This window comes from Gymnodinialimonas sp. 202GB13-11 (assembly GCF_040932485.1).
Taxonomy (GTDB): Bacteria; Pseudomonadota; Alphaproteobacteria; order Rhodobacterales; family Rhodobacteraceae; genus Gymnodinialimonas; species Gymnodinialimonas hymeniacidonis.
Genome location: NZ_JBFRBH010000001.1, coordinates 643,308 through 665,019 on the forward strand (window position 1 = coordinate 643,308; position 21,712 = coordinate 665,019).

Annotated in this window: 20 protein-coding genes; 13 read left to right on the top strand and 7 right to left on the bottom strand. The window is 61.9% G+C overall.

All coding sequences use genetic code 11. The features are described from left to right. Nucleotides 1-31 precede the first annotated feature (31 nt). The gene (locus V8J81_RS03275) at nt 32-2,707 is read right to left on the bottom strand and encodes a hypothetical protein (RefSeq protein ID WP_368474320.1); all 2,676 of its coding nucleotides are present in this window, start codon (nt 2,705-2,707) and stop codon (nt 32-34) included. Between the two features lie 120 nt (nt 2,708-2,827). Between V8J81_RS03275 and V8J81_RS03280 the strand changes: the two genes are divergently transcribed. From V8J81_RS03280 to V8J81_RS03310, 7 genes are all read left to right on the top strand, one after another. Further along, nucleotides 2,828-3,562: a thiamine diphosphokinase gene (locus V8J81_RS03280; protein ID WP_368474321.1), complete on the top strand. Its 735-nt coding sequence runs from the start codon at nt 2,828-2,830 to the stop codon at nt 3,560-3,562. A 50-nt stretch (nt 3,563-3,612) separates the two neighbouring features. After that, entirely contained in the window at nt 3,613-4,401 is a 789-nt protein-coding gene (gene rpiA, locus V8J81_RS03285; protein WP_368474322.1) for a ribose-5-phosphate isomerase RpiA, read from the top strand. 563 nt (nt 4,402-4,964) lie between these two features. Next, nucleotides 4,965-6,419, top strand: a complete 1,455-nt coding sequence (locus V8J81_RS03290; protein ID WP_368474323.1) for an FAD-dependent oxidoreductase — start codon at nt 4,965-4,967, stop codon at nt 6,417-6,419. A 103-nt stretch (nt 6,420-6,522) separates the two neighbouring features. After that, on the top strand, nt 6,523-7,695 hold the full coding sequence (gene hflK, locus V8J81_RS03295; protein WP_368474324.1) for an FtsH protease activity modulator HflK: 1,173 nt from the start codon (nt 6,523-6,525) through the stop codon (nt 7,693-7,695). 1 nt (nt 7,696) lies between these two features. Beyond that, the gene (gene hflC, locus V8J81_RS03300; RefSeq protein ID WP_368474325.1) at nt 7,697-8,596 is read left to right on the top strand and encodes a protease modulator HflC; all 900 of its coding nucleotides are present in this window, start codon (nt 7,697-7,699) and stop codon (nt 8,594-8,596) included. A gap of 6 nt (nt 8,597-8,602) precedes the next feature. Further along, complete coding sequence (locus tag V8J81_RS03305; RefSeq protein WP_368474326.1) at nt 8,603-8,797, top strand: DUF2065 domain-containing protein; 195 nt, start codon at nt 8,603-8,605, stop codon at nt 8,795-8,797. A gap of 296 nt (nt 8,798-9,093) precedes the next feature. After that, complete coding sequence (locus V8J81_RS03310) at nt 9,094-10,548, top strand: Do family serine endopeptidase (RefSeq protein WP_368474327.1); 1,455 nt, start codon at nt 9,094-9,096, stop codon at nt 10,546-10,548. A 72-nt stretch (nt 10,549-10,620) separates the two neighbouring features. Here the strand turns inward: V8J81_RS03310 and V8J81_RS03315 are convergent, their stop codons facing one another. Beyond that, nucleotides 10,621-11,196: a peptidoglycan-binding domain-containing protein gene (locus V8J81_RS03315; RefSeq protein ID WP_368474328.1), complete on the bottom strand. Its 576-nt coding sequence runs from the start codon at nt 11,194-11,196 to the stop codon at nt 10,621-10,623. Between the two features lie 67 nt (nt 11,197-11,263). Further along, nucleotides 11,264-11,647, bottom strand: coding sequence for an OB-fold nucleic acid binding domain-containing protein (locus tag V8J81_RS03320; RefSeq protein ID WP_368474329.1), 384 nt, complete (start codon nt 11,645-11,647; stop codon nt 11,264-11,266). A gap of 116 nt (nt 11,648-11,763) precedes the next feature. On the opposite strand from V8J81_RS03320, the gene V8J81_RS03325 reads away from it, so the two are divergent. The 4 genes from V8J81_RS03325 to aspS all read left to right on the top strand — a co-directional run bounded on the left by V8J81_RS03325 (nt 11,764) and on the right by aspS (nt 16,070). Further along, a complete protein-coding gene (locus V8J81_RS03325) occupies nt 11,764-12,087 on the top strand; it encodes a 2Fe-2S iron-sulfur cluster-binding protein (RefSeq protein ID WP_368474330.1) in 324 nt (107 codons plus the stop codon). Further along, nucleotides 12,084-12,896, top strand: a complete 813-nt coding sequence (locus V8J81_RS03330; protein WP_368474331.1) for an FG-GAP repeat domain-containing protein — start codon at nt 12,084-12,086, stop codon at nt 12,894-12,896. Before V8J81_RS03325 ends, V8J81_RS03330 begins: the two co-directional genes overlap by 4 nt. Before the next feature lie 90 nt (nt 12,897-12,986). Next, nucleotides 12,987-14,234 carry a DMP19 family protein gene (locus tag V8J81_RS03335; protein WP_368474332.1) on the top strand — a complete coding sequence of 416 codons (1,248 nt, stop codon included), beginning with the start codon at nt 12,987-12,989 and terminating at the stop codon, nt 14,232-14,234. 60 nt (nt 14,235-14,294) lie between these two features. Beyond that, nucleotides 14,295-16,070: an aspartate--tRNA ligase gene (gene aspS / locus V8J81_RS03340; RefSeq protein WP_368474333.1), complete on the top strand. Its 1,776-nt coding sequence runs from the start codon at nt 14,295-14,297 to the stop codon at nt 16,068-16,070. An 11-nt stretch (nt 16,071-16,081) separates the two neighbouring features. On the opposite strand, the gene V8J81_RS03345 is transcribed toward aspS, so the two are convergent. Then, a complete protein-coding gene (locus V8J81_RS03345; protein ID WP_368474334.1) occupies nt 16,082-16,789 on the bottom strand; it encodes a response regulator in 708 nt (235 codons plus the stop codon). Nucleotides 16,790-16,945: 156 nt separating this feature from the next. On the opposite strand from V8J81_RS03345, the gene mce reads away from it, so the two are divergent. After that, on the top strand, nt 16,946-17,350 hold the full coding sequence (mce, locus tag V8J81_RS03350) for a methylmalonyl-CoA epimerase (protein ID WP_368474335.1): 405 nt from the start codon (nt 16,946-16,948) through the stop codon (nt 17,348-17,350). After that, the gene (locus V8J81_RS03355) at nt 17,350-17,637 is read left to right on the top strand and encodes a DUF1467 family protein (RefSeq protein WP_368474336.1); all 288 of its coding nucleotides are present in this window, start codon (nt 17,350-17,352) and stop codon (nt 17,635-17,637) included. The genes mce and V8J81_RS03355 overlap by 1 nt, the downstream gene beginning before the upstream one ends. Here the strand turns inward: V8J81_RS03355 and V8J81_RS03360 are convergent. Genes V8J81_RS03360 through topA form a run of 3 tightly spaced genes read right to left on the bottom strand, consistent with a single transcriptional unit; the run spans nt 17,600 to nt 21,656 of the window. Next, on the bottom strand, nt 17,600-18,313 hold the full coding sequence (locus V8J81_RS03360; protein WP_368474337.1) for an EI24 domain-containing protein: 714 nt from the start codon (nt 18,311-18,313) through the stop codon (nt 17,600-17,602). The two genes, V8J81_RS03355 and V8J81_RS03360, sit on opposite strands and share 38 nt — an antisense overlap. Further along, complete coding sequence (locus V8J81_RS03365) at nt 18,310-18,903, bottom strand: nitroreductase family protein (RefSeq protein ID WP_368474338.1); 594 nt, start codon at nt 18,901-18,903, stop codon at nt 18,310-18,312. Before V8J81_RS03365 ends, V8J81_RS03360 begins: the two co-directional genes overlap by 4 nt. Nucleotides 18,904-18,962: 59 nt before the next feature. Then, nucleotides 18,963-21,656, bottom strand: a complete 2,694-nt coding sequence (gene topA, locus V8J81_RS03370) for a type I DNA topoisomerase (protein WP_368474339.1) — start codon at nt 21,654-21,656, stop codon at nt 18,963-18,965. Between the last annotated feature and the right edge of the window lie 56 nt (nt 21,657-21,712).

Sequence of the window (21,712 nt, forward strand, 5' to 3'; positions counted from 1 at the left end):
CCCCTTTGCAATTCTTTGATTGTGCTCGAAGTTAGAGCGAGCGAGCCAGGCGATACTGATTGCCACCCAATTCTTCCAGCACGCCGTCTTGCTTGAGGCTTTCGACCGCTGAGATCGCTTCATCGCGCGAGATGGAGCCATCGGTTGCGATCCGCACCAAGCGCAACAGCTGCATGCGCTTGAATTCCACAAGGCCGGCTTCCTCGCTCAGATAGGTTGCCCCCATCTCAACGACCTCTTCGATTTCTGTCGCAGTTGAGTCTTCCAGGCGCTGCGCGAACACGGCGAAATGGTCGATCTCGTCTCCGGCATCCTGACCAGTGGCGGGTTCGGACGAGATGCTGTCGCGAACTTCGTCAATTTCCTGGGCCAGCTGGGCTTCCAGTGCGGCGATCGGATCTTCGAATTCAGCCTCGTCTTCGGCCTGTGTTATTGGCTCCTCGGCAATCATCGGTTGGGCGATCTCAACACCCTGAGCGATGTCAGCCTCAGCTTCGACTGCAACATCTGCTTCGACTTCGGTCTCAACTGGCGCCTCTGCTGGTGCCGAACGGCCCAAACCCGACGCAATCAAACCAGCGCGCTGCGCGAGGTTGGCCAGCGAATTTGCCATCTTGCGCGGGGCGGGCCGGGCCTCTTCAACCGCTGCAACGTCGATCTCATCTGCGACGGCGACATCCTGCTCCAGCACCAGCGGCGCTTCGGCGGCCGGAGCGAGCGTAGCGGTTCCAGGGCGTTGCGCGGCCTCAGCTTCTGCGGCGGATACCCGGCGCGGTGCGACCGGTGCGGCGGGGGCCGCAGGGGCGTCATCCTCGACACGCTGTTCTGAGACCAGCACCAGCGGGGCCGGGCGTTCTTCTGCAGCCTGCTGGCGGCGCGAGACGTCGACGCGCACACGGCGGGGGCGCATCACGCGAGCCAAATCCTCACGGTATTCGGCGGCGTCATCCTCAAGGCCCGTCATATCCGCGACCGAGGCACCATCGGCGGCCAGTTGCGTTTCGGCGGCGCGTGCGGCTACGGCTGCTTTCAAATGCTCGATATTGGCCCGGCGGCGTGTCGTCTCAACCGTCGACATCCGGCCTTCGGTGGCCTCGAACAGGCGGTCCATGTCACCACCGTCATCACCATCCGCATCGGCAAATGCCGTACGGTCCGCGCTGGGTGGAGTGGGGACGTCGGGTGTTTCATCTGCAACCGCCTCGGCGATGTCTTCTGCGACGGCTTCGGGTGCGGTTTCGATGGCTTCCGCGATCTCTTCCGCAGGCTCTTCGACCACGGGGGCGGTCACGGCGGCGATTGCGGCCAGCGTATCGTCGTCGCCGTCCGTTTCCTCAGGCGCGTCGTCCGCGTCTTCTTCCAGTGCTTCCGACGCGGCGGCCATGGTGGAGGCCCCTGTTGCGAACGCGGCAGCAAGGGCTGCAACGGCGGCATCATCATCGGCTTCGATCACAGGCTCAGGGGCTGCGCCCTCGCCACCTGCGGCGATCAGCTCATCGTCGGGCTGAACGGTTGCAGGTGCGTCACCGCTTTCTGCCAGAGCGGCACGGCGGATACGGGCCAGACGTGCGGCGACCGATGCGCCGTCAAAGGCGGCTTCTTCATCATTCTCGTCGGCAAAGATCGAGTCGATGTCGCCATCATCCTCTTCGTCGTCCAGATCGGCCATGATGCTGTCGGCGTCGGCTTCGGCGTTGTCCGCATCGTCTGCGTCTGCGTCTGCGTCTGCGTCGGTGGAGGCACCTTCGGCGGCCAAAGCGGCGGCGACAGCGATCAGAGTATCGGCCCCGGCAACGCCGTCTGCGTCTTCCTCGGCTTCAATATGGTCGTCACCAGCCAGATCGGCAGGCGCATCAGCGTCGTCGGCGGTTTCCGCTTCGGCTTCTACTTCCTCGGGGTCTGCCTCGGCAGCGTCCTCCTCCATCGCAGCGGCGATCCCGGCGAGGGTGTCGTCGTCCGACGCCTCATCAGCGGCTTCGGCAACGGACGCCTCTTCGGCGATTTCAGCGACCTCTTCGGCGATTTCATCGGAAGCAGCTTCGACCTCTTCCACCACCTCGTCAGCGGCTTCTTCAGCAGCTTCCACCACCGCATCGGCCGCCTCTTCGCTGGCTTCTGCAACCTCTTCGATTGCCTCGTCCGCGGTTTCCACGGCCTCTTCGATCTGCTCTTCGGCAGCGTCTTCAGCTGCTTCCGCAACGTCATCGCTTTCCTCGGCAGGCGCTTCTTCTGTATTGGCGTCAGCGGCTTCAGCAACATCCTCAGCGGCGTCGTCTTCATCTTCTGCAAGCGCAGCGTCACCGGTCACGGCAGCAACAGCCGCCGTCGCGACAACGGCCTCAGCCACTGGCGCTTCGGGGGCCACGCTCTCAACGGCGTCTTCCACCTGCGGGTCGCGGGCGAAGGAGCGCTCGGCGGCGCTTTCGAATGCAGGTGTATCTTCAGCAGGCGCGCCTTCGGGGCGCATGATCAGGCCATTTTCAACCATGCGCGATTCAACGCGGCGCTGGATGGCTTCTTCTGTAATGCGGTGCAGGGTTTCGGCATCAGGCGTGGGCGGTTCCGCGCCGAAATAGCGGTCTTCCGCCGCCAGATCGCGGAAATACTCGGCCACAGCCTTCATGGCCTCAAACGGGCGATCGAAGCCCTCAAGGGTACAGGAAAACGTGCCGTAAGAGACCGTCAGGATTTTGTTTTCATCACTCATTGCTCTGCCACTCTGCTCGTCCGGCCCGTCCTGGTCTTCAGAATTCACCGGAATTTATCATCCTCGCAAAAGGTGTAACAAACTGTTTCCAGTAAAAAGCGACGCGAATTGGACCTTTTGGTGATCAATGCTCCAGACCATGGCAACAATGTGGACAATGAACCGGAGGGATGCGGATTGTCCTTGAATTTCAACGCGCCAGTTGCGCTTGTGGGCGGCGGTTTCGTGGGCGATCCCGCCTTTGAATTGTCAAAAACGCACGCGAAAATTTTTGTGGGCGTTGATGGCGGGGGCGATGAAATCTTGCGTCGTGGGGCGGATCCGGTGGCCGTGATCGGCGATTTAGATTCGTTTTCCGCCGCAGGGCGCGCGGCGATTCCCTCTGAAAACCTGATCCATGTGGCCGAGCAGGACAGCACGGATTTCGAGAAAGCGCTGTCCCGCCTCAGCGCGCCGCTGATCCTCGCCATAGGCTTTACCGGCGCGCGGCTGGATCATGAACTGGCCGCGATGCACGCATTGGTGCGGTTCCCTCAGCAGCCGGTCGTTTTGATCGGGGCGGAGGATGTGGTTCTGCATCTGCCGGCGCAGATGACGCTTGATCTGCCGGAGGGCACACGGGTGTCGCTGTTTCCAATGGACGGCGTGACGGTGGGCTTGCAGGGGCTGGAATGGTCCTTCGAGGCGCTTGATTTGCATCCAGCGCGCAAGATCGGCACGTCGAACCGGGCCAGCGGCGGCGCTGTGCACCTGCGCGCGGATCGCCCGGGCTGTTTGTTGCTGCTTCCGCTCGATACGCTGGAGGCGGTGATCGCGGCACTCGCTGCGGCGGATTTCCACTCGCCCCCCGCGTGAGCAGACGCTATGGGTGTTGCGTAGCTGCCATTAACGAACGAGATCCGCCCATGACGGCCGAGCTTTCCCCGATCGACAAAGCCAAATACGTGGCCGCCCGCCGGGCGGTGGAATTCGTGGAGGACGGGATGCGCGTGGGCCTTGGCACAGGCTCGACCGCCGCGTGGATGGTCCGTTGCCTGGGTGAACTGGTCCGCGAAGAGGGGATGCAGATCACCGGCGTTGCGACCTCAACCCGCACGGCTGATCTGGCGCGCGAAGTGGGCGTGACAATCAAGACGCTGGATGAGGTGCGCTGGCTGGATCTGACGATTGATGGGGCGGACGAATACGACCCGAACCTGAACCTGATCAAAGGTGGGGGCGGGGCGTTGCTCCATGAAAAGATCGTGGCGACGGCGAGCGACCAGATGGTGGTGATTGCGGACCTGACGAAACAGGTGGATACGCTTGGTGCGTTTCCTCTGCCGGTGGAAATCATTCCCTTCGGCTGGCAAACCACGAAGGCGCTGATTGAAGAGATGCTGTCGAACGTGGATGTGTTGGGGCGCTCGGCTTCCCTGCGGTTGAGCGGGACGGAGCCGTTCAAGACCGATGAGGGCAATTACATCCTTGATCTGCATCTGCGCCGCATCGCGCAGCCCGCGCAGGTCTCTCTGGTGCTCAACCAGATCCCCGGCGTGGTGGAGAATGGCCTGTTCCTCGACATCTGTGACGTGCTGGTGATCGGCAATGCCGATGGCACGGTGGAAGTGCGCGACATCAACAACGGCACGGTCGAGCATGAGCGTGTGGACGTGTCGGATACTGAAAACCTGTTCGACGAAGTGCGCGATTAAGGACCCGTCCGCGCGCTGATCTAAAGGAGCGGCTGCGCCGCATGTCTTTCGTCTCGTTGCTCGGCTTGCGCCGCGCGGCCTCGGCCTCGCGGACCTTGCCCGCTTGGGGGCTCTGACCCCAAACCCCCGGAGTATTTTTGACCAATGGAAGACGCGCACGCCTGCGAGGACGGCCGAAAGGCCGGAGGAGGGCGTGACCGCGGTCGCTGGTTCGCTTGATGGCTCGGGTCCTGTTCTGTTCGATTGGCTTTTGAGCCAAAGAAAGCGGCGCCGCTTGAATGCGGTCACGAGGCCTGCCGTGTGAAAGACGACAGGTCGGAAAAGATGCGCAGGTCCGATGCCGGACACCCTGCACCCGATTTGCCGATGGTTCGGCTTGGGTGGTCTGGGGGCGTCCGGCTTGTGACCGACAGCCTTGGGTCGATGATCATCGGTGCGCAGTATAGAGTGGCCGCAGGGGTGTTGCGCATTTTGGCACAGATGCGTGCGGTGCCCCCTCTGGCGTTAATGCATTGTTCATGGAATAGACTGATAGGCCCCCTCACCTGCGCAGGAGAAAAGCGATGTCCGACTTCGATTATGACCTCTTTGTCATTGGCGGAGGGTCCGGCGGTGTCCGGGCCGCGCGCGTTGCTGCTGCCGGTGGTGCGAAGGTTGCGCTGGCCGAGGATAACCGGATGGGCGGGACCTGTGTGATCCGGGGCTGCGTGCCCAAGAAACTGATGGTCTTTGCGTCCAGCTACCGCGAGGGGTTTTCCGAGGCGCGCGCCTATGGGTGGGACGTGCAGGACGGCGAATTCAAGTGGCCGGTCTTTCGCGATCACCTGAACAAGGAATTGGACCGGCTGGAGGGTGTGTATCGCAAGCTCCTGGATGGATCGGGCGTGGAGATTTTTGATGCCCGCGCGAAGCTGGCGGACGCTCATACTGTTGAGGTGGGCGGTGAGAAAAAGACCGCCAAACACATCCTGGTGGCGACCGGTGGCCATCCGGTGCGGCCCGACATGGCGAATGCGCATCTGGGCATTGTGTCCGATGACATCTTCAGCCTCGACAAGTTGCCCGAGAAGCTGCTGATCGTGGGCGGCGGTTACATCGCCTGTGAATTCGCCTGCATCATGGCGGGCCTCGGCGTGGAGGTGACGCAGTACTACCGCGGGGCGCAAATCCTGCGGGGCTTTGATGACGAGGCACGCGGTCTTATTGCGGAGATGATGCGCGAGCAGGGGATCAACCTGCATCTGGGCACCAACATCGTTGAGATGGGCGCGGCCGATGCCGATCACACAGCCTCTTGGACCGGCACTGACAGTGACGCAGCGATGGGGGCTTCGGCCCGGTCTGCAGGCGATCTTGTGCCCGAAGGCGGCAAGGGCGGGTTGATTTGGGTGAAATCCACCAACGGGCAGGAAGGCGTCTACGATCAGGTCCTTTTTGCCACCGGGCGCAGCCCGAATACCCGGGATATGGGTCTGGAAGAGATTGGCATCGAGGTGGGGCGTCGCGGCGAGATTATGGTGGATGAATACAGCCAGACTGCTGTGCCCTCGGTCTATGCCATTGGCGATGTGACCAACCGCGTGAACCTGACACCCGTGGCAATCCGCGAGGGCATGGCCTTTGTGGAAACCGTCTTCAACGGCAATCCGACGCCGGTTGATCACGACCTGATCCCGTCAGCTGTTTTCACGACGCCGGAATACGGCACTGTGGGCCTGACCGAGGAAGAGGCGCGTGAGCAGGAAGAGATCGAGGTTTACTGTACCTCGTTCCGGCCCATGCAGACGGCGTTTGCCGGCAAGCCCTGGCGCGTCTTGATGAAGCTTGTCGTGTCAAAGGCCAATCGGAAGGTGCTGGGCTGCCATATCGTGGCGCCGGGCGCGGGGGAGATGATCCAGTTGGCGGGAATCGCGGTGAAAATGGGCGCAACCAAGGAAGATTTCGACCGAACGGTTGCAGTCCACCCCACGATGTCGGAAGAGATCGTGACGATGCGCGAACCCATGAGGACTGCCTGAACCCGCTTTTTCGCGGCGAAAGCGCACATCTACGGGTGCAAAGCGGATTTTCTGCCCCATATAGGGCATCAACAGATGACGCATCCAAGAGGTGAGACGACAGATGGCGGGTAACAGTGGCGGACCTTGGGGTGGCGGAGGCGGTGGCAACCGCGGCAACCAAGGCAGCAATGGCAGCGGCGATGATGGACGGCGGCCCTCCGGCCCCGGACGTGACGGCGGTGGCCAGAACATCCCCGAAATCGACGATATCGTGCGCAAGGGCCAGGAACAGCTGCGCGTCCTGATGGGCGGTCGCGGCGGTGGCACTGGCGGCGGACAGGGTGGTGGCGAAAGCCCGATCAGCCCGCGCACCATGTGGATCGGCGGTATCGTGGCGGCAGCAGCGGCCTATCTGTTCGCCTCGTTCTACACGGTTCAGCCCGGTGAGCAGGGGGTGGAGCTGTTCCTCGGCTCCGAATACCGCATCACCGATGATGGCCCGCACTTTGCGTGGTGGCCTGTTGTAACAGCCGAAGTTATCGCCACCGATCAGGAGCGGACGGAGTCCATCGGTAACAACCGCGCCGGTGCCTCCGATCGCGGCCTGATGCTGACCACGGACGAAAACATCGTCGACATCGACTTCGACGTGGTCTGGAACATCTCAAACCCCGCCGATTTCCTGTTCAACTTGCGCGACCCCGAGGCCACCATCCGCGCCGTGGCGGAATCGGCCATGCGCGAGATCATCGCGCAGTCGGAACTCGCGCCGATCCTCAACCGCGACCGTCAGTTGATTGCCGACCAGGCCGAGGTGCTGATCCAGCAAACGCTCGATGTCTACGAATCCGGCATCAACGTTCTGCGTGTGAACCTTGACCGCGCGGACCCGCCGCAAGACGTGATCGAGGCCTTCCTGGACGTGCAAGCCGCAGAACAGGAACGGGACCGTCTGGAACGGACGGCTGACGCCTATTCGAACCGTGTGACGGCAGGGGCGCGTGGTGAAGCCGCGCAGATCCTTGAAGAAGCGGAAGGTTATCGCGCCCGCGTGGTGAACGAAGCCTTGGGTGAAGCCAGCCGTTTCCTCGCCGTTCTGGAAGAATATGAGGCCGCGCCGGACGTGACCCGCCGCCGCCTTTACCTAGAAACGCTGGAGCGCGTGTTGGGTGAGACCGATCTGGTCATCATCGACGGCGACACCGGTGGCGGACAAGGCGTTGTGCCGTACCTGCCGCTGAACGAACTGCGCCGCCCCTCTGGCAATGCAACAACGACCGGGAGCTCGAACTAATATGTCTCGGATTACTTACCTTATCCCCGTCATCGTTCTGGGCATCGTTGTCATCTCGTCCTCGATCTTCGTGGTTGATGAACGCCAGCGTGCCCTCGTTCTTCAGTTCGGTCAGATCCGTCAGGTCATCAACGAGCCCGGCCTGAACTTCAAAATCCCGTTCATTCAGAACGTTGAGTATTTTGAGGACCGCATCCTGTCGCTGGATACGGAGCCGACGCAGGTGACGCCTTCGGACGATCGCCGTCTTGTGGTCAGCGCATTCGCGCGCTACCGGATCGACGATGTGGAAGAATTCGTGCAGGCCGTTCCGGGCGGTGTGCGTCAGGCCGAAGACTTGCTGGACGGTATTCTGCGCGCCCAGATCCGTTCGGTTCTGGGTGCAGATGGTGTGACGTCCAACACGATCCTGTCGCAGGACCGCGCGGGTCTGATGCGTCAGATCACGACCCAGGCGCGCAGTGATGCCGACGGCTTTGGCATCACGGTGCTGGACGTGCGTCTGCAACAGACCGACCTGCCGGAACAGAACCTCGACGCCACCTTCGCCCGGATGCGGGCCGAACGGGAACGCGAAGCGGCTGACGAGATCGCACGTGGTGAGGAAGCTGCGCAGCGCATCCGCGCCCAAGCCGACCGTACGGTGGTTGAGCTTGTGTCGGAAGCCAACCGTGAGGCTGAGATCACCCGTGGTGAGGCCGATGCGGAACGCACGCGCATCTTCGCTGAAGCCTTCGGGCAAGACGCGGAGTTCTACGATTTCACCCGCTCGCTGGCGGCCTACGAGACGGCTCTGCGGGAGAATTCGACCTTCGTGATCAGCCCCGACAGCGAGTTCTTCGAGTATTTCGACGGCTCGGCACTGGGTGGCGGCAACTCACTGGCGGCTCCGTCCGAGTAAGCGCCCATGTGGATCGCTATTGTCATGGGCCTTGGTATGGTTCTTGTGATTGAGGGGCTGGTGTTCGCACTGGCCCCTTCGCGTATGGAAGACCTGCTGAAAGCGCTCACGGCGATCCCGCCGGAGACGCGCCGCCTTATCGGGTTCGGCGCGGTTGCGTTGGGCGCAGTGCTGACCTCTTGGGGGATCAGCCTGCTATAGGCCGCTTTCCCGCCCCGATCATGCGATTTGCATTTGGTTTGCCGCGCCCTCCGTGCCACTCTGATAGCAAGACGGGCGGTGTATTCTCACGCCTATGTGACGGATTGCGTGCAACGGGTTGGGTTTCCCGAACTTGATCTGCGCGGATTTCGCCCAAATATCCTTGCCAGGGACAGGTGCGCCTGTCCGACGGTATTTCAGGAGGCTTAGCAGTCGTGACGATCCCCCAAAGACCCCCTCATTTCGAAGACAGAGAGCCGCGTGTTGTGGCGCAAACACAAAGTCGCAGCATCGACATGCGCCTCGTGCTTGGCGCAGTCATGGCGGCCCTGACCGCCTTGGCCTTTGCCCTTGCGGCCACGCCCGCGCGTGCGCAGTCCGGCGCTTTGCCGAACTTTGCTGATCTGGTGGATCAGGTGGGGGACTCGGTGGTTAACATCACGACCTCCTCCGTTGTGGCGGGCCGGGCCGGGGGCGAACAGCCGCAAGTGCCCGACGGATCACCGCTTGAGGATTTCTTCAACGATTTCCTCGATCGCCAAGGCCCTGACGGCGCCCCGCGCCGCAGTCAGGCGCTGGGATCCGGCTTTGTGATTTCCGAGGATGGCTATCTGGTCACGAACAACCACGTCATTGAGGGCGCGGACGAAATCATGATCGAATTCCGCAACGGGACCGAGCTTCCGGCGGAATTGATCGGCACCGACCCCACCACCGACATTGCGCTGTTGAAGGTCGAAAGCGATGAGCCGCTTCCCTTTGTGGAATTCGGCGTGTCAGCCGATCACCGCGTTGGTGAATGGGTCATGGTGATGGGTAATCCGCTGGGGCAGGGCTTTTCCGTCTCGGTCGGCGTGATTTCCGCCTTTGGGCGCTCGCTTCAGGGCAGCTACGATGACTTCATCCAGACCGATGCAGCGATCAACCAGGGGAATTCGGGCGGTCCGCTCTTCAACCTTGAAGGTGAAGTGATCGGCGTGAACACCGCGATCCTGTCGCCCACGGGCGGCTCCATCGGGATCGGCTTTGCCATGTCGTCGGACGTTGTGACTAACGTGGTCGCGCAGTTGCGTGAGTTCGGTGAAACCCGCCGCGGCTGGCTGGGTGTGCGCATTCAAGACGTGGATGCCAGCATGGCCGAGGCGATGGGCCTGGAAGAGGCGCGCGGTGCGATGGTCACGGACGTGCCGACTGGCCCCGCACTCGACGGCGGCGTTGAGGTTGGCGATGTGATCCTGTCCTTCGACGGGCAGGAGATCGAGGATACACGCGAACTTGTCCGTATTGTCGGGGAGTCGAATGTTGGCGAAACCGTCCGCGTTCTGGTCTTCCGCGATGGGGCGACCGAAACCCTGCGTGTGACCCTTGGACGTCGTGAGACGGCGGAAGGGCTTGGCGGCACCACCGCGCCGAATGGCAATGAGCCGACTCCCGATGTCGCGCCCACAAGCGAAATCCTAGGGATGACTCTGGCCCCGCTGACCGATGAGATGCGCCAGGAACTGGGCGCGCAGACCATCACGGGCGGTCTGGTGATCCAGCAGCTTGATCCGGTCTCGGATGCGGCCGAGATGGGCCTGCGCGTGGGGGACATCATCACGGAAGTCACCCAACAGCCGGTCACAACGGTTGAGGAGTTTCAGACGCTTCTGCAATCGGCCCGCGATGCAGGCCAGCAGTCCATCCTTCTGCTGATCCGGCGCGACGGCAACCCGCGCTTCATGGCGCTTGCGATTGGCGACGACAACTAACGACAAGTCGACCTTTACTGGTCTGACCTTGACCCCCGGCGCGTGCGTCGGGGGTTTTTCGTGGCCTTTGTCCTAGCCCGCATCGCCCCCGGCGGCGAGACTGGGATCCCAAACCGACAGGCCAAGCTGTCGCGCAGCGGCAAGGCTGAGGACCCCGGAATCAAGGCCTTGAGGGGCCTGATAGGCGCGCACGGCACGTACAGTGGCGCGGTCCAGCACGCCAGTGATGGGGCCAGTATAATGGCCACGGGCCTCCAACGCGCGTTGCAGGGTTGCGATATATTCAGGATCGGCGATCTGCATGGCGCAGGGGGTTTCAAACCATGTCTCCGTGCGATCCTCGACGATGCGTTGCTCGGTCGAGGTAACGAACACGGCGGGGCGGCGGACGTTGCCGTCGCGATCCAGCTGTTCGGGTTCAACCATGATCTGCTCGGTCACGGTTTCGATCACCGCAGGCTCAATCTCGCGGCCATAGCAACTGGACGGGTTGGCATCGGGCGGTCCGATCCCGCGCATGACCTGTACGCCCGCAGCGCCGGAATGGGTCGAAGGTTCGATCACCGACGTAAAGCCAGTGTCATCCGGCGCGCTTGTTTGGCACGCCGAGAGACCGCCCAAGGCGGCAAGTAGGATCAGTTTACGCATGGGCCTGCTCGGGTCCTGCCTTTTGTTATCCGATCAGTTTAGCGCAAATGGCGCAGTCTGGAAAGGATCACGGTTGATCGCCAGCCTTAGCGCCCTGATGCAGACGCACCAGATCATCAAGCATGGGTGAGATATCTTCGACATGCTCCGCGATCACATGGGTCACACCAGATTCGCGCTGCACCCGGCCCGTGATGCGCAGAAGTCGCCCCGCAATCACCGCGCGGCGGTATTTGAGGTACATTTTCTGCCAGACGATGACGTTGCAGACGCCAAATTCATCCTCCAGCGTGATGAAGATCACGCCCTTTGCCGTGCCGGGGCGTTGGCGCACCAACACCAGCCCGGCCACACAAATCCGCGCATTCTCCGGCGGGAGATGCAGCAGGTGATGGGGCAGGCAATCGGGTGGCCTGGGCCAATCAGGGGCGCGTAGGGCGGGTTCAACCATGAAGAACAAAAATAGAACAAAAACCCGTAAATGCAAGGTGTCGCATTCAGGCTGGAAAGCGGGGCATAGGCGTATTACCTAGCGTTGGACTGAAAATACGCGCTTGGGGGCGGACAATGGCAAAGATCACTTACATCGAACACAATGGCACCGAGCATGTCGTGGACGTGGCCAATGGCCTGACGGTCATGGAAGGCGCCCGCGACAACGGTATTCCGGGGATCGAGGCCGATTGCGGCGGCGCCTGTGCCTGTTCGACCTGCCATGTCTACGTCGCGCCCGATTGGGTGGAAAAACTGCCCGCCATCGACCCGATGGAAGAGGACATGCTGGAATTCGCCTACGAGCCCGACACGACCCGCTCACGCCTGACCTGCCAGTTGAAGGTGACTGACGCGCTGGATGGTCTTGTGGTGCAGATGCCCGAAAAGCAGATTTGAGCGGCGCTCGCGGACTCCTTGGGGCTGCGCTGCTGGCAGCGCACGCTCTGCTCGTGGCGGCCCCGGTGCAGGCCTGCCTGCTGCCGCCGCACCAGACGACCGAAATGCCAGAGAGCGTCTCGGATCCGTGGCCAAGAAACCCGCCGGTCCTCGCTTGGTATGACGGGCCGACGCGGCGATACGCGCACGGCGTTCTTGGCGATGACATTGAAGGCACGCGGCTGCATGTCTATGCCGAGACATCGATCAGTTCGTGTCTGGATCAGTCGCTGACTTTACCCGAAGAGCTTGTGTTTGAAGATACCGCCCCGCGTCTGGCCGATCTGGACGGAGACGGGACTCCAGAAATCATCGCGGTGCAAAGCCACCAGCGCCTTGGCGCGCAACTGGCTGTATATCGCGCGTCTGAAGAAGGCGTTGGGATGGATTTACTGGCGGCGACCCCGTTTATCGGACGATCCAACCGCTGGCTCGCGCCCATCGGCGCGGCAGACTTCGACGGTGATGGTGTGATGGACATCGCCTATATCGACCGCCCGCATCTGGCGCGGACCTTGCGCATCTGGCGGTTTGAGGGCGACGCCCTCACCGAAATCGCCACATTGGAAGGGCTGACCAACCACCGCATCGGCGAGCCGTTCATCACCGGCGGTGTGCGCGACTGCGGAGATGGGCCGGAGATGGTGACGGCCAACCGCGAATGGACACAAGTGATGGTGACGCGGTTTGAGGGCGGGCGCCTAACGGCCCGCGGAATTGCGCCTTTTAGCGCCGGGAATATTGAGGCAGCACTGGCCTGCGCGCTTTGAAATCGCGTTAATTCCCAGCCTCCGCCCAAAACTCGCCCCTTTCGGGAACAATCCTCGGACTTGAACCTTGCTGTTTCCGAGGAAGATCAAATGAGCTTTATCAGCCGTATCCTGCCCACCCGCACCCCGCGTCCACCGCTTCTGCTGGATGAGGCTTTGGTGCAGTCCACCGGCGATTACGCGGACTATGATTGCGTGCAGGCGGTGGTGAACTACGTCAACACCGCGCAGGAGACGGCTTTGTTGTCGTTTGATGAACTGTCCATAGCGGCAGCCGAGATTTACGAGGTCGATCGCTATCTTGCGCAGGTCAACAACGGCGGCCATGGCCAGTACTGGCACAATTGTGGACGCGCTTTGGCGCAGGTGGCCCCGTTGGTCGAAGGCGGTTTGCGGGCGTGTAAGGCAAAGCGGCACCTGAAGATCTTCCGCCATTTCGCCAAAGAGATGCGGGGGCAGGAACCCTCTGCAAACCATGAAGAGTCGTTCAATGCCTCAACTCATTTCAGCATTCTGGATGACGAATTCTACCGCGTCGAGAAATCGAGCCCCGTCACGCCCGCTCAAGCGAAGCGGATCAGGTCGTTGAAGGATGTGGTGCTGCTAACAGCCGATGCTCTGCCCGGTGCGTTCGAAGCTTTGGCAGAGGCCAATCCCAACTTTATCGCGCGCCGGGACGCGGTGGCCGTGTCGGATACCAGCCGCTGGTTCACCAACGCGCAGCTTTTCACTGCTGGCCTTGCACTGGCGCAGGCCGACCCACCGGATTTGTTCGGAAGCCTAGGGCACGGTGGCAAGATGATCGATATTGCCGGACAGCCGGGATTCGTCTTCAAAGCCGAAACTTTGAACGGGTCGGCCATCGTCATTTTCAACGAACTGGTCTGCTTTGCCCATGAACAGCTGACGCCCGAAGCGATTGCTGTGGAGGCCAAGCGTCGCAAGGACGGCGACATGCCTGTGAAGGGGGATCCGGATTTCCGCGATCGGTTGTGGGCCTTGGACGGGGCAGGGCGGCGGTTGTCGACTGTGCCGACCAATGAGGTTGAGGCGATCCTGCGCGTTATGGCGGATCTAAACATGGGGCTGGGGGCACATATGCTTTTGGCTGAGGCGGGATTGCAGGAGCCGATCACCCATGCGGGTTGCCTGACGGATTTCCAGACCGTGGATGCGGAGGGTGAGGTCGCGGTGCTGATCAAGGTTGCCGAGCAATTGGTGATGGTCGTGGCCAATGCCGACGGAGCGCGGCTTTTGACGCAAGATACCACGCAGGTGCTGGCCGAATTCTCGGCCGCCGAGATCACCGAACGGGCTGAGGCGCTGCGCAAGGCTTGACACTTTGGCGTGTGAAAGGTCTATCCGGGCCGAATGCAAAGTTGCACCCCGGAGAGCCCCATGCACGCCTATCGCAGCCATACCTGCGCCGCCCTGACTGCCGCCAATGTCGGCGATACCGTTCGCCTGTCGGGCTGGGTGCATCGCCGCCGGGACCATGGCGGAGTGATCTTTATCGATCTGCGAGACCATTACGGCATCACGCAGGTGCTCTGTGACCCTGACAGCCCGGTCTTTTCCGAGGTTGAAAAGCTGCGCAGCGAGTATTGCGTGCGCATCGACGGCACGGTGAAGGCCCGCGATCCCGAATTGGTGAACCCGAAGTTGCCCACGGGTGAGATCGAGGTTTTCATCCGCGATATGGAAGTGCTGGGTGGTGTGAACGGTGATCTGCCGCTGCAGGTGTTCGGCGATCAGGAATACCCAGAGGAAACGCGGCTGTCGTACCGCTACCTCGACCTGCGGCGCGAGAAGATGCAGGCCAACATGGCGCTGCGCTCGGACGTGGTGGCCTCGATCCGCAAGCGGATGTGGGACATCGACTTCCGTGAATATCAGACGCCGATCATCACGGCCTCCAGCCCTGAAGGCGCGCGTGATTTTCTGGTGCCCTCGCGCCTGCATCCGGGCAAGTTTTACGCCCTGCCGCAGGCCCCGCAGCAGTTCAAGCAGCTGTTGATGGTCTCGGGCTTCGACAAATATTTCCAGATCGCGCCGTGTTTCCGCGATGAAGACCCGCGCGCGGACCGCTCACCCACCGATTTCTACCAGCTCGACATGGAGATGTCGTTTGTGGAGCAGCAGGACGTGTTCGACACCGTCGAGCCGGTTCTGCGCGGTGTGTTTGAGGAGTTTGGCGAGGGGGCGTCGGTCGATCAGGATTGGCCACAGATCTCCTATGCGGATGCGGCTTTGTGGTACGGCACGGACAAGCCCGACCTGCGCAACCCGATCAAGATGCAGATCGTGAGTGACCATTTCCGCGGCTCAGGCTTCGCGATCTTTGCGAACCTGCTGGAGAAAGAGGGCACCCAAGTGCGCGCGATCCCTGCGCCGACCGGTGGGTCGCGCAAGTTCTGCGACCGGATGAACAAGTTCGCGCAGGAACAGGGGCTGCCCGGTATGGGCTACATCTTCTGGCGCGATCAGGGTGAGGGAATGGAAGCGGCCGGACCGCTCGCCAAGAATATCGGCCCGGAGCGGACGGAAGCGATCCGCGAGCAGCTTGGTCTGGGCGTCGGCGACGCGGCCTTTTTCCTTGCTGGTAAACCGGCTGAGTTTGAGGGCGTTGCCGGCCGTGCCCGCGTTGTGATCGGCGATGAGCTTGGCCTGACCGAGCAGAACCGCTTTGCCTTTGCCTGGATCGTCGATTTCCCGATGTACGAGGCCGATGACGATGGCAAGATCGACTTCTCGCACAACCCGTTCTCGATGCCGCAAGGCGGACTTGAGGCGTTGGATGGTGATCCGCTTTCGGTGCTCGGCTACCAGTATGACCTAGCCTGCAACGGGTATGAGCTGGTCTCCGGCGCGATCCGGAACCACAAGCCTGAGATCATGTTCAAAGCGTTTGAGCTTGCTGGTTACGGTGAGGATGAGGTGCGCAAGCGCTTTGGTGGGATGGTCAACGCGTTCCAATACGGCGCGCCACCCCACGGTGGTTGCGCGGCGGGGATCGACCGGATCGTGATGCTGCTGGCCGATACGGCCAATATCCGGGAAGTGATCCTTTTCCCGATGAACCAACGCGCCGAAGACTTGATGATGGCGGCCCCGTCCGAGCCGATGCCGGACCAGCTGATGGAGTTGGGCCTGCGGGTGATCCCGCAGGATTGAGTGCAAGCGGGTTAAACGCCCTCAGGCATGGCCTGAATACGGCCTGACAACAGCTTGCGCAGCGCCGCTCGATCCGGCGGCGCGAGCGTATCTTTCATGCCGAGCGCCATGGCCTCCAACGCGGTGTCTTTGATGCCGCGGGCCAATCCGATCAAAAAACGCTTGAGGTAGCTGACCGGCGGCGCATCCAGCGCCAGCAGGTCCATCGCATGGCTGAGGTCTTCCCGCAGCGCCAGTGGGTCAGGGTCGACGCCGGTAACAGTGGCCTCGCGCGGCCCTTTCGGGTGCAGGGTTTCCGGCAAGTGGGTCAGGATGGCAGCTTGGAATGCGGCGATGCTGGAGACTGGTTTCGCGATGAACCCATCGGCGCCGGCATGCATGACCTGCCGTTCCGCCTCTTCCCGTTCCGCACCGGATGTACCAAGGATCACTTGCCCGGTTGTGCGGTTTTCGGCCATGGATTGGATCAGATCGAGGCCAGACCCGTCCGGCAGGCCAAGATCCACAATTGCAACGGTCGGTGCGTAAACATTGAGGTGCCGTTCAGCCGATCCCAGACAATCTGCACGGCGCAGACGCGCACCCGAACGCAAACTCATCAAACGGATGGCCTCGGACGCGTAGCGGCTGTCTTCCACCACCAGAATGGTCAGGCCAAGCAGCGGACGTTCAGCCGTTGGCTGAGGTCGCAGGTCAAATTCGGATAGCAGGTCGTCCATCGTTTCGCCCCCTATGATCGGGAATGATTCCCTTCGGTTGCCCCGACACTCGCAGTTCTCGGTTTATGAATCGTAAATGCGACACTGGCCCGGCTTGCCTCCCCCACGCGTGCGCGCCATATCGTGAAACAACGTCACAAACCTCGGATGAGCCCCATGATCGGACGCCTGAACCACGTAGCCATTGCCGTGCCGGACCTTGAAGCGGCGGCTGCCCAATACCGCGACACCCTTGGCGCGCAAGTCGGCGCCCCGCAGGACGAGCCCGATCACGGCGTGACGGTGGTTTTCATCGAATTGCCGAACACCAAGATCGAGCTTCTGTACCCCCTTGGGGATAACTCCCCCATTGCTGCGTTTTTGGAAAACAATCCGTCCGGCGGGATGCATCACGTCTGTTATGAGGTTGAGAATATCCTAGAAGCGCGTGACCGTTTGAAGGCCCAAGGCGCCCGTGTGCTTGGCGATGGGGAGCCAAAGATCGGCGCGCACGGCAAACCGGTTTTGTTTCTGCATCCCAAGGATTTCACAGGCACTCTGGTTGAGTTGGAGCAGGTCTGATGGGCATCGTCACGGGCATCGTCCTTTACGCGATCATCTGGTTCATGACGCTGTTGGTCGCACTTCAGGTCCGCGTGACCAGCCAGGATGAGGCGGGAGAACGGGTCGCGGGCACGCACGGCTCCGCCCCGGCGGATGCGCAGCTGAAGACGCGGATCATCTGGACGAGCGCTATCGCCGCTGCGATCTGGGTCGTCGTGGCCGCGATCATCATCTTCCAGCTTGTGACTCTGGAGGATATTGACCTGTTTACGCGGTTTGGGATGGGCTCGACGGGCGACCGCTGAGCATATGGTAGAGGTGCGTGAACGTTGCTGCGCCGAGGATTGGCACGAGTATGTTCACGACCGGGATGGTCAGGGGCACGGCCATCAACACGCCTGCAAGGAATAGCGTCGGGCGATTGCGCTTCCGAAATTCCGCCGCGCCGCGTGCATCGTGGCGGCGTAGGGCAACCATTTGCCCGTATTCGCGGCCGATGAGAATACCGTTCACGACCCAGAACACGATTGGCGCAAACGGGCCGGAGATCAGGTAAAAGATCAGGCCGATCAGGTTCACAACCGTCAGGATGCCAAGGAATTTCGCAACGTCCACAAGGGCTTCGCCAATGCCAAGGCCACGCGCTTCGGGCAGGCCGGGATAATGGCGGTCTTCCACGGCGTCCGACACACGGTCGAGGAAAATGCCCATGAAAGCGGCCGAGACGGGCACCATCAAGAAGATCGACAGAACCAACATCAGCGGGATGCCCGCGATGGTCAGGGCGTTGTCGATCCAATTGACCTCTCCAATCCACGGCAGGGAGAATGTGTCGGGCACGAACCATCCGACGACACCCGCAAAAACGGCGTAAAAGCCGACAAGAAGTCCGACGGTCAGCAGCAGCCCAAGGCCAAGTACACCCAGAAACCGGCTGTCGGTGAGTTGGCCGAGGGCCTTGAAAAAGGCGTTCAGAATCATTCGTCTACCCAAGTTGTCAGGCCCTCGACATCGGGGCGGGGGCGGTCAGGCGGCGTGCGCGTCTCATTTCCTATGTGGATAAAGCCCGCGACCGTTTCATGGGGGAAAAGGTTGAGGCCTTGCGTCAGAAACGGGCGATCCGTGGCACGCCAACCGGTGAGCCAGACCGCCCCCCAGCCACTCGCAAGCGTCGCGTTCAGCAGGCTGAGGCAAACGGCGGCGGCGGAGGCATATTGTTCAGCCTCCGGCACCTTATCGGACGCCTTTGGTGCGAAGCTGACCACAACGATCAGATGGGCGGTATCGAAACCGCTGGCGTCCTTCTCGATCCGTTCCGGGGCGATGCCAAGCTCCGCACCCCGAGCGCGGGTCAATGTGGCAAGGCGTTCAATCGCGGGGCGGCGCAGAACGATCAGCCGCCATGGCTCCAATTTACCATGATCGGGAACGCGCAAGGCGGCGGTCAGCAGGGTCTGGAGCGTTTCATCGTCCGGCGTGTCCGGCCCCATCATGCGCGGCGGGCGCGAACGCCGGGTCAGCAGAAACTCCAGAGCTTCCGGGTTTGGGGAAAGGGCGCGCGGGTCCGTCATGGCATGGATGTCGGGCACGGGACGCGCCAGATCAAGTCTGCGCGCCCCGAAATCCCTGATTACCCGGCCTTTTTGGCGGGTTTCTTCTTGGGCGCGGCCTTCTTTTTCTTGGCGGCGGGCTTCTTCTTGCCCGACTTGGCGGCGCGTTCTGCGATCAATTCGACGGCCTGCTCCATAGTGATGGCCTCAGGCTCAATCGTGTCGGGGATCGTGGCGTTGATCTTTTCCCATTTCACGTAGGGTCCGTATTTGCCCTTCATCACATTGACCGGGCCACCGGCCTCAGGATGTTCGCCGAGCTCCCGCAACGGCTTCGCGGCCTGACCGCGCCCGCCGCGCGAGGCGACCTTTTCGGCCAGAAGCTGCACCGCGCGGTTCATACCGACGGTGAAGACCTCATCCAGGCTTTCGAGGTTGGCATTGGTGCCACCGCGATCCGAGGTGCTGTCGGCATGTTTGATATAAGGACCGTAACGTCCGATATTCGACCAGACCATGACGCCATCTTCAGGGTGCGGCCCGATCTGACGCGGCAGGGACAGAAGCATCAGGGCGCGTTCCATCTCCAACTCTTCGGGCGGCCAATCCTTGGGGATCGACTGACGCGGGGGCTTCTTGTTGTCTTCCGTGACCGCGCCGCGCTGCACGTAGGGGCCGAAGCGACCCTTGAAGATGCGGATTTCATCGCCGTCATCGGTGCCGAGCAGCTTGCCGTCGGGTGGGATGGCGGAAGCCTCCGCCTCAGGATCCGGCGGGCCGAAGGGGCGGGTGTAGCGGCATTCGGGGTAGTTCGAGCAGCCGATGAATGCGCCCCCTGAGCGCGCGGTGCGCATCGACAGGCGGCCAAGGCCGCAGTTGGGGCATTGGCGCGGGGGCGAGCCGTCTTCGTTTGGCGGGAACAGGTGCGGCTCTAGCACCTCGTTAATCTTTTCCAGCACATCGGTGATGCGCAATTCAGACGTTTCTTCGACGGCGGCGTGAAAGTCCTTCCAGAACCGGTCGAGCACATCCTTGTAGTGGCGGTCGCCTGCACTGACTTCATCGAGCTGGTTTTCCAGATCGGCGGTGAAGTCATAGCCCACATATTTGCGGAAATAGTTGGACAGGAACACGGTCACGAGCCGGCCCTTATCCTCCGGGATCAGACGGCCACGATCTTTCACGACATAGCCGCGGTTCTGGATCGTATCCATGATGGAGGCGTAGGTGGAGGGGCGGCCGATGCCCAGTTCTTCCATGCGCTTGACCAACGTCGCCTCGGTGTAGCGGGGCGGGGGTTGCGTGTGGTGCTGCTGGCCGAGCACAGCGCCGTTGGCGGACAAGAGCGCGGCCTTGGAGCGGCGCAGATCACCGTCTTCTTCTATAACATCATCGCCCGCGAGCTTGGTGTATTCGGAGGCCAGACCTTCGGAGGCCAGCGCCATGGCGTCGCCTTGCGTCACCTGCGGCAGGCGGCGGCTGTCGTCGTCGTCGCTTTGGACGTCATCGCGGCCCTCTTCGTAGACCTTGAGGAAACCGTCGAACAGCACCACGGTTCCTGTTGCGCGCAGTTCAACCTCACCGGCCTTGTCGCCGATTGTGACGGTCGTGCGCTCCATCCGGGCGGCTTCCATCTGCGAGGCAATCGTGCGCTTCCAGATCAGGTCGTAGAGCTTGCGTTGATCATCTTCTGACAGCTTCAGATCAGCGGCGGCCTTGGACATATCCGTTGGGCGGATACATTCATGGGCTTCCTGCGCGTTCTTGGCTTTGTTCTTGTAAATCCGGGGCTTGCCGGGAACGTAAGCGTCACCGTAGCGGTCTTTGACGGCCTTGCGCGCATCGTCCACGGCCTCGGGTGCCATGTCGATGCCGTCGGTCCGCATGTAGGTGATGTGCCCGGCCTCGTAGAGGCGCTGCGCGGTGGACATGCAGGCGCGGGCGCCCATGCCGAATTTGCGCGACGCCTCCTGCTGGAGGGTTGAGGTCATGAAGGGCGGCGAGGGGTTGCGGGTTTGCGGCTTGGCCTCAACCTCGCCCACTTCCAGCGCGCGGGAGGCGACGGCTTGCACGGCAAGGCCGGCCTCAGCCGCGGTGGGCAGGTCATAGCGGTCGAGCTTCTTGCCGCCCAGAACGGTCAGGCGCGCCTCAAGCTGTTGGCCGCGCGGCGTCTCAAGGGTGGCTCGGACCGACCAGTATTCGCGGGGATTGAACGCCTCGATCTCCATCTCGCGTTCGACGACAAGGCGGAGGCAGACCGACTGCACGCGGCCTGCGGATTTCGCGCCGGGAAGTTTGCGCCAGAGGACGGGGGAGAGGGTGAAGCCCACAAGATAGTCGAGTGCCCGGCGGGCGAGGTAGGCCTCCACCAGCTCCATATCGACTTCGCGCGGCTCGGCCATGGCCTTGGTTACGGCATCCTTGGTGATGGCGTTGAAGGTCACGCGTTTAACGGGCGTGTCCTTCTTGATGGCCTTGCGGGATGTCAGCGCCTCTTGCAGGTGCCAGCTGATTGCCTCGCCCTCACGATCGGGGTCGGTTGCGAGGATCAGGGAGGGGTCATCTTTCAGCGCATCGACGATGGCTTTGACGTGTTTTTTGGAATCAGAAGCGACCTCCCACTTCATCTCGAAGCCTTCCTCCGGGTCCACTGAGCCGTCCTTGGAGGGCAGGTCGCGGACATGGCCGTAGGAGGCGAGAACCGTGTAATCCTTGCCCAGATACTTGTTGATTGTCTTGGCCTTGGCCGGGGATTCGACAACAACAACGGGCATGGATGGAGCACCTTTCAAGGAGGGTTCGGTTGGCGGCGGAACATGTGGGGCCTTGG

Excerpts from the sequence above, each read along its gene's own strand:
- V8J81_RS03305 (WP_368474326.1), top strand. The coding sequence starts at position 8,603 with ATGTGGATCGCTATTGTCATGGGCCTTGGTATGGTTCTTGTGATTGAG.
- V8J81_RS03365 (WP_368474338.1), bottom strand. The coding sequence starts at position 18,903 with ATGACGGACCCGCGCGCCCTTTCCCCAAACCCGGAAGCTCTGGAGTTT.
- V8J81_RS03325 (WP_368474330.1), top strand. The coding sequence starts at position 11,764 with ATGGCAAAGATCACTTACATCGAACACAATGGCACCGAGCATGTCGTG.
- V8J81_RS03275 (WP_368474320.1), bottom strand. The coding sequence starts at position 2,707 with ATGAGTGATGAAAACAAAATCCTGACGGTCTCTTACGGCACGTTTTCC.
- hflK (WP_368474324.1), top strand. The coding sequence starts at position 6,523 with ATGGCGGGTAACAGTGGCGGACCTTGGGGTGGCGGAGGCGGTGGCAAC.
- hflC (WP_368474325.1), top strand. The coding sequence starts at position 7,697 with ATGTCTCGGATTACTTACCTTATCCCCGTCATCGTTCTGGGCATCGTT.
- V8J81_RS03335 (WP_368474332.1), top strand. The coding sequence starts at position 12,987 with ATGAGCTTTATCAGCCGTATCCTGCCCACCCGCACCCCGCGTCCACCG.
- V8J81_RS03320 (WP_368474329.1), bottom strand. The coding sequence starts at position 11,647 with ATGGTTGAACCCGCCCTACGCGCCCCTGATTGGCCCAGGCCACCCGAT.
- V8J81_RS03345 (WP_368474334.1), bottom strand. The coding sequence starts at position 16,789 with ATGGACGACCTGCTATCCGAATTTGACCTGCGACCTCAGCCAACGGCT.
- V8J81_RS03355 (WP_368474336.1), top strand. The coding sequence starts at position 17,350 with ATGGGCATCGTCACGGGCATCGTCCTTTACGCGATCATCTGGTTCATG.
- topA (WP_368474339.1), bottom strand. The coding sequence starts at position 21,656 with ATGCCCGTTGTTGTTGTCGAATCCCCGGCCAAGGCCAAGACAATCAAC.
- V8J81_RS03310 (WP_368474327.1), top strand. The coding sequence starts at position 9,094 with ATGCGCCTCGTGCTTGGCGCAGTCATGGCGGCCCTGACCGCCTTGGCC.
- V8J81_RS03360 (WP_368474337.1), bottom strand. The coding sequence starts at position 18,313 with ATGATTCTGAACGCCTTTTTCAAGGCCCTCGGCCAACTCACCGACAGC.
- V8J81_RS03315 (WP_368474328.1), bottom strand. The coding sequence starts at position 11,196 with ATGCGTAAACTGATCCTACTTGCCGCCTTGGGCGGTCTCTCGGCGTGC.
- rpiA (WP_368474322.1), top strand. The coding sequence starts at position 3,613 with ATGACGGCCGAGCTTTCCCCGATCGACAAAGCCAAATACGTGGCCGCC.
- aspS (WP_368474333.1), top strand. The coding sequence starts at position 14,295 with ATGCACGCCTATCGCAGCCATACCTGCGCCGCCCTGACTGCCGCCAAT.
- mce (WP_368474335.1), top strand. The coding sequence starts at position 16,946 with ATGATCGGACGCCTGAACCACGTAGCCATTGCCGTGCCGGACCTTGAA.
- V8J81_RS03290 (WP_368474323.1), top strand. The coding sequence starts at position 4,965 with ATGTCCGACTTCGATTATGACCTCTTTGTCATTGGCGGAGGGTCCGGC.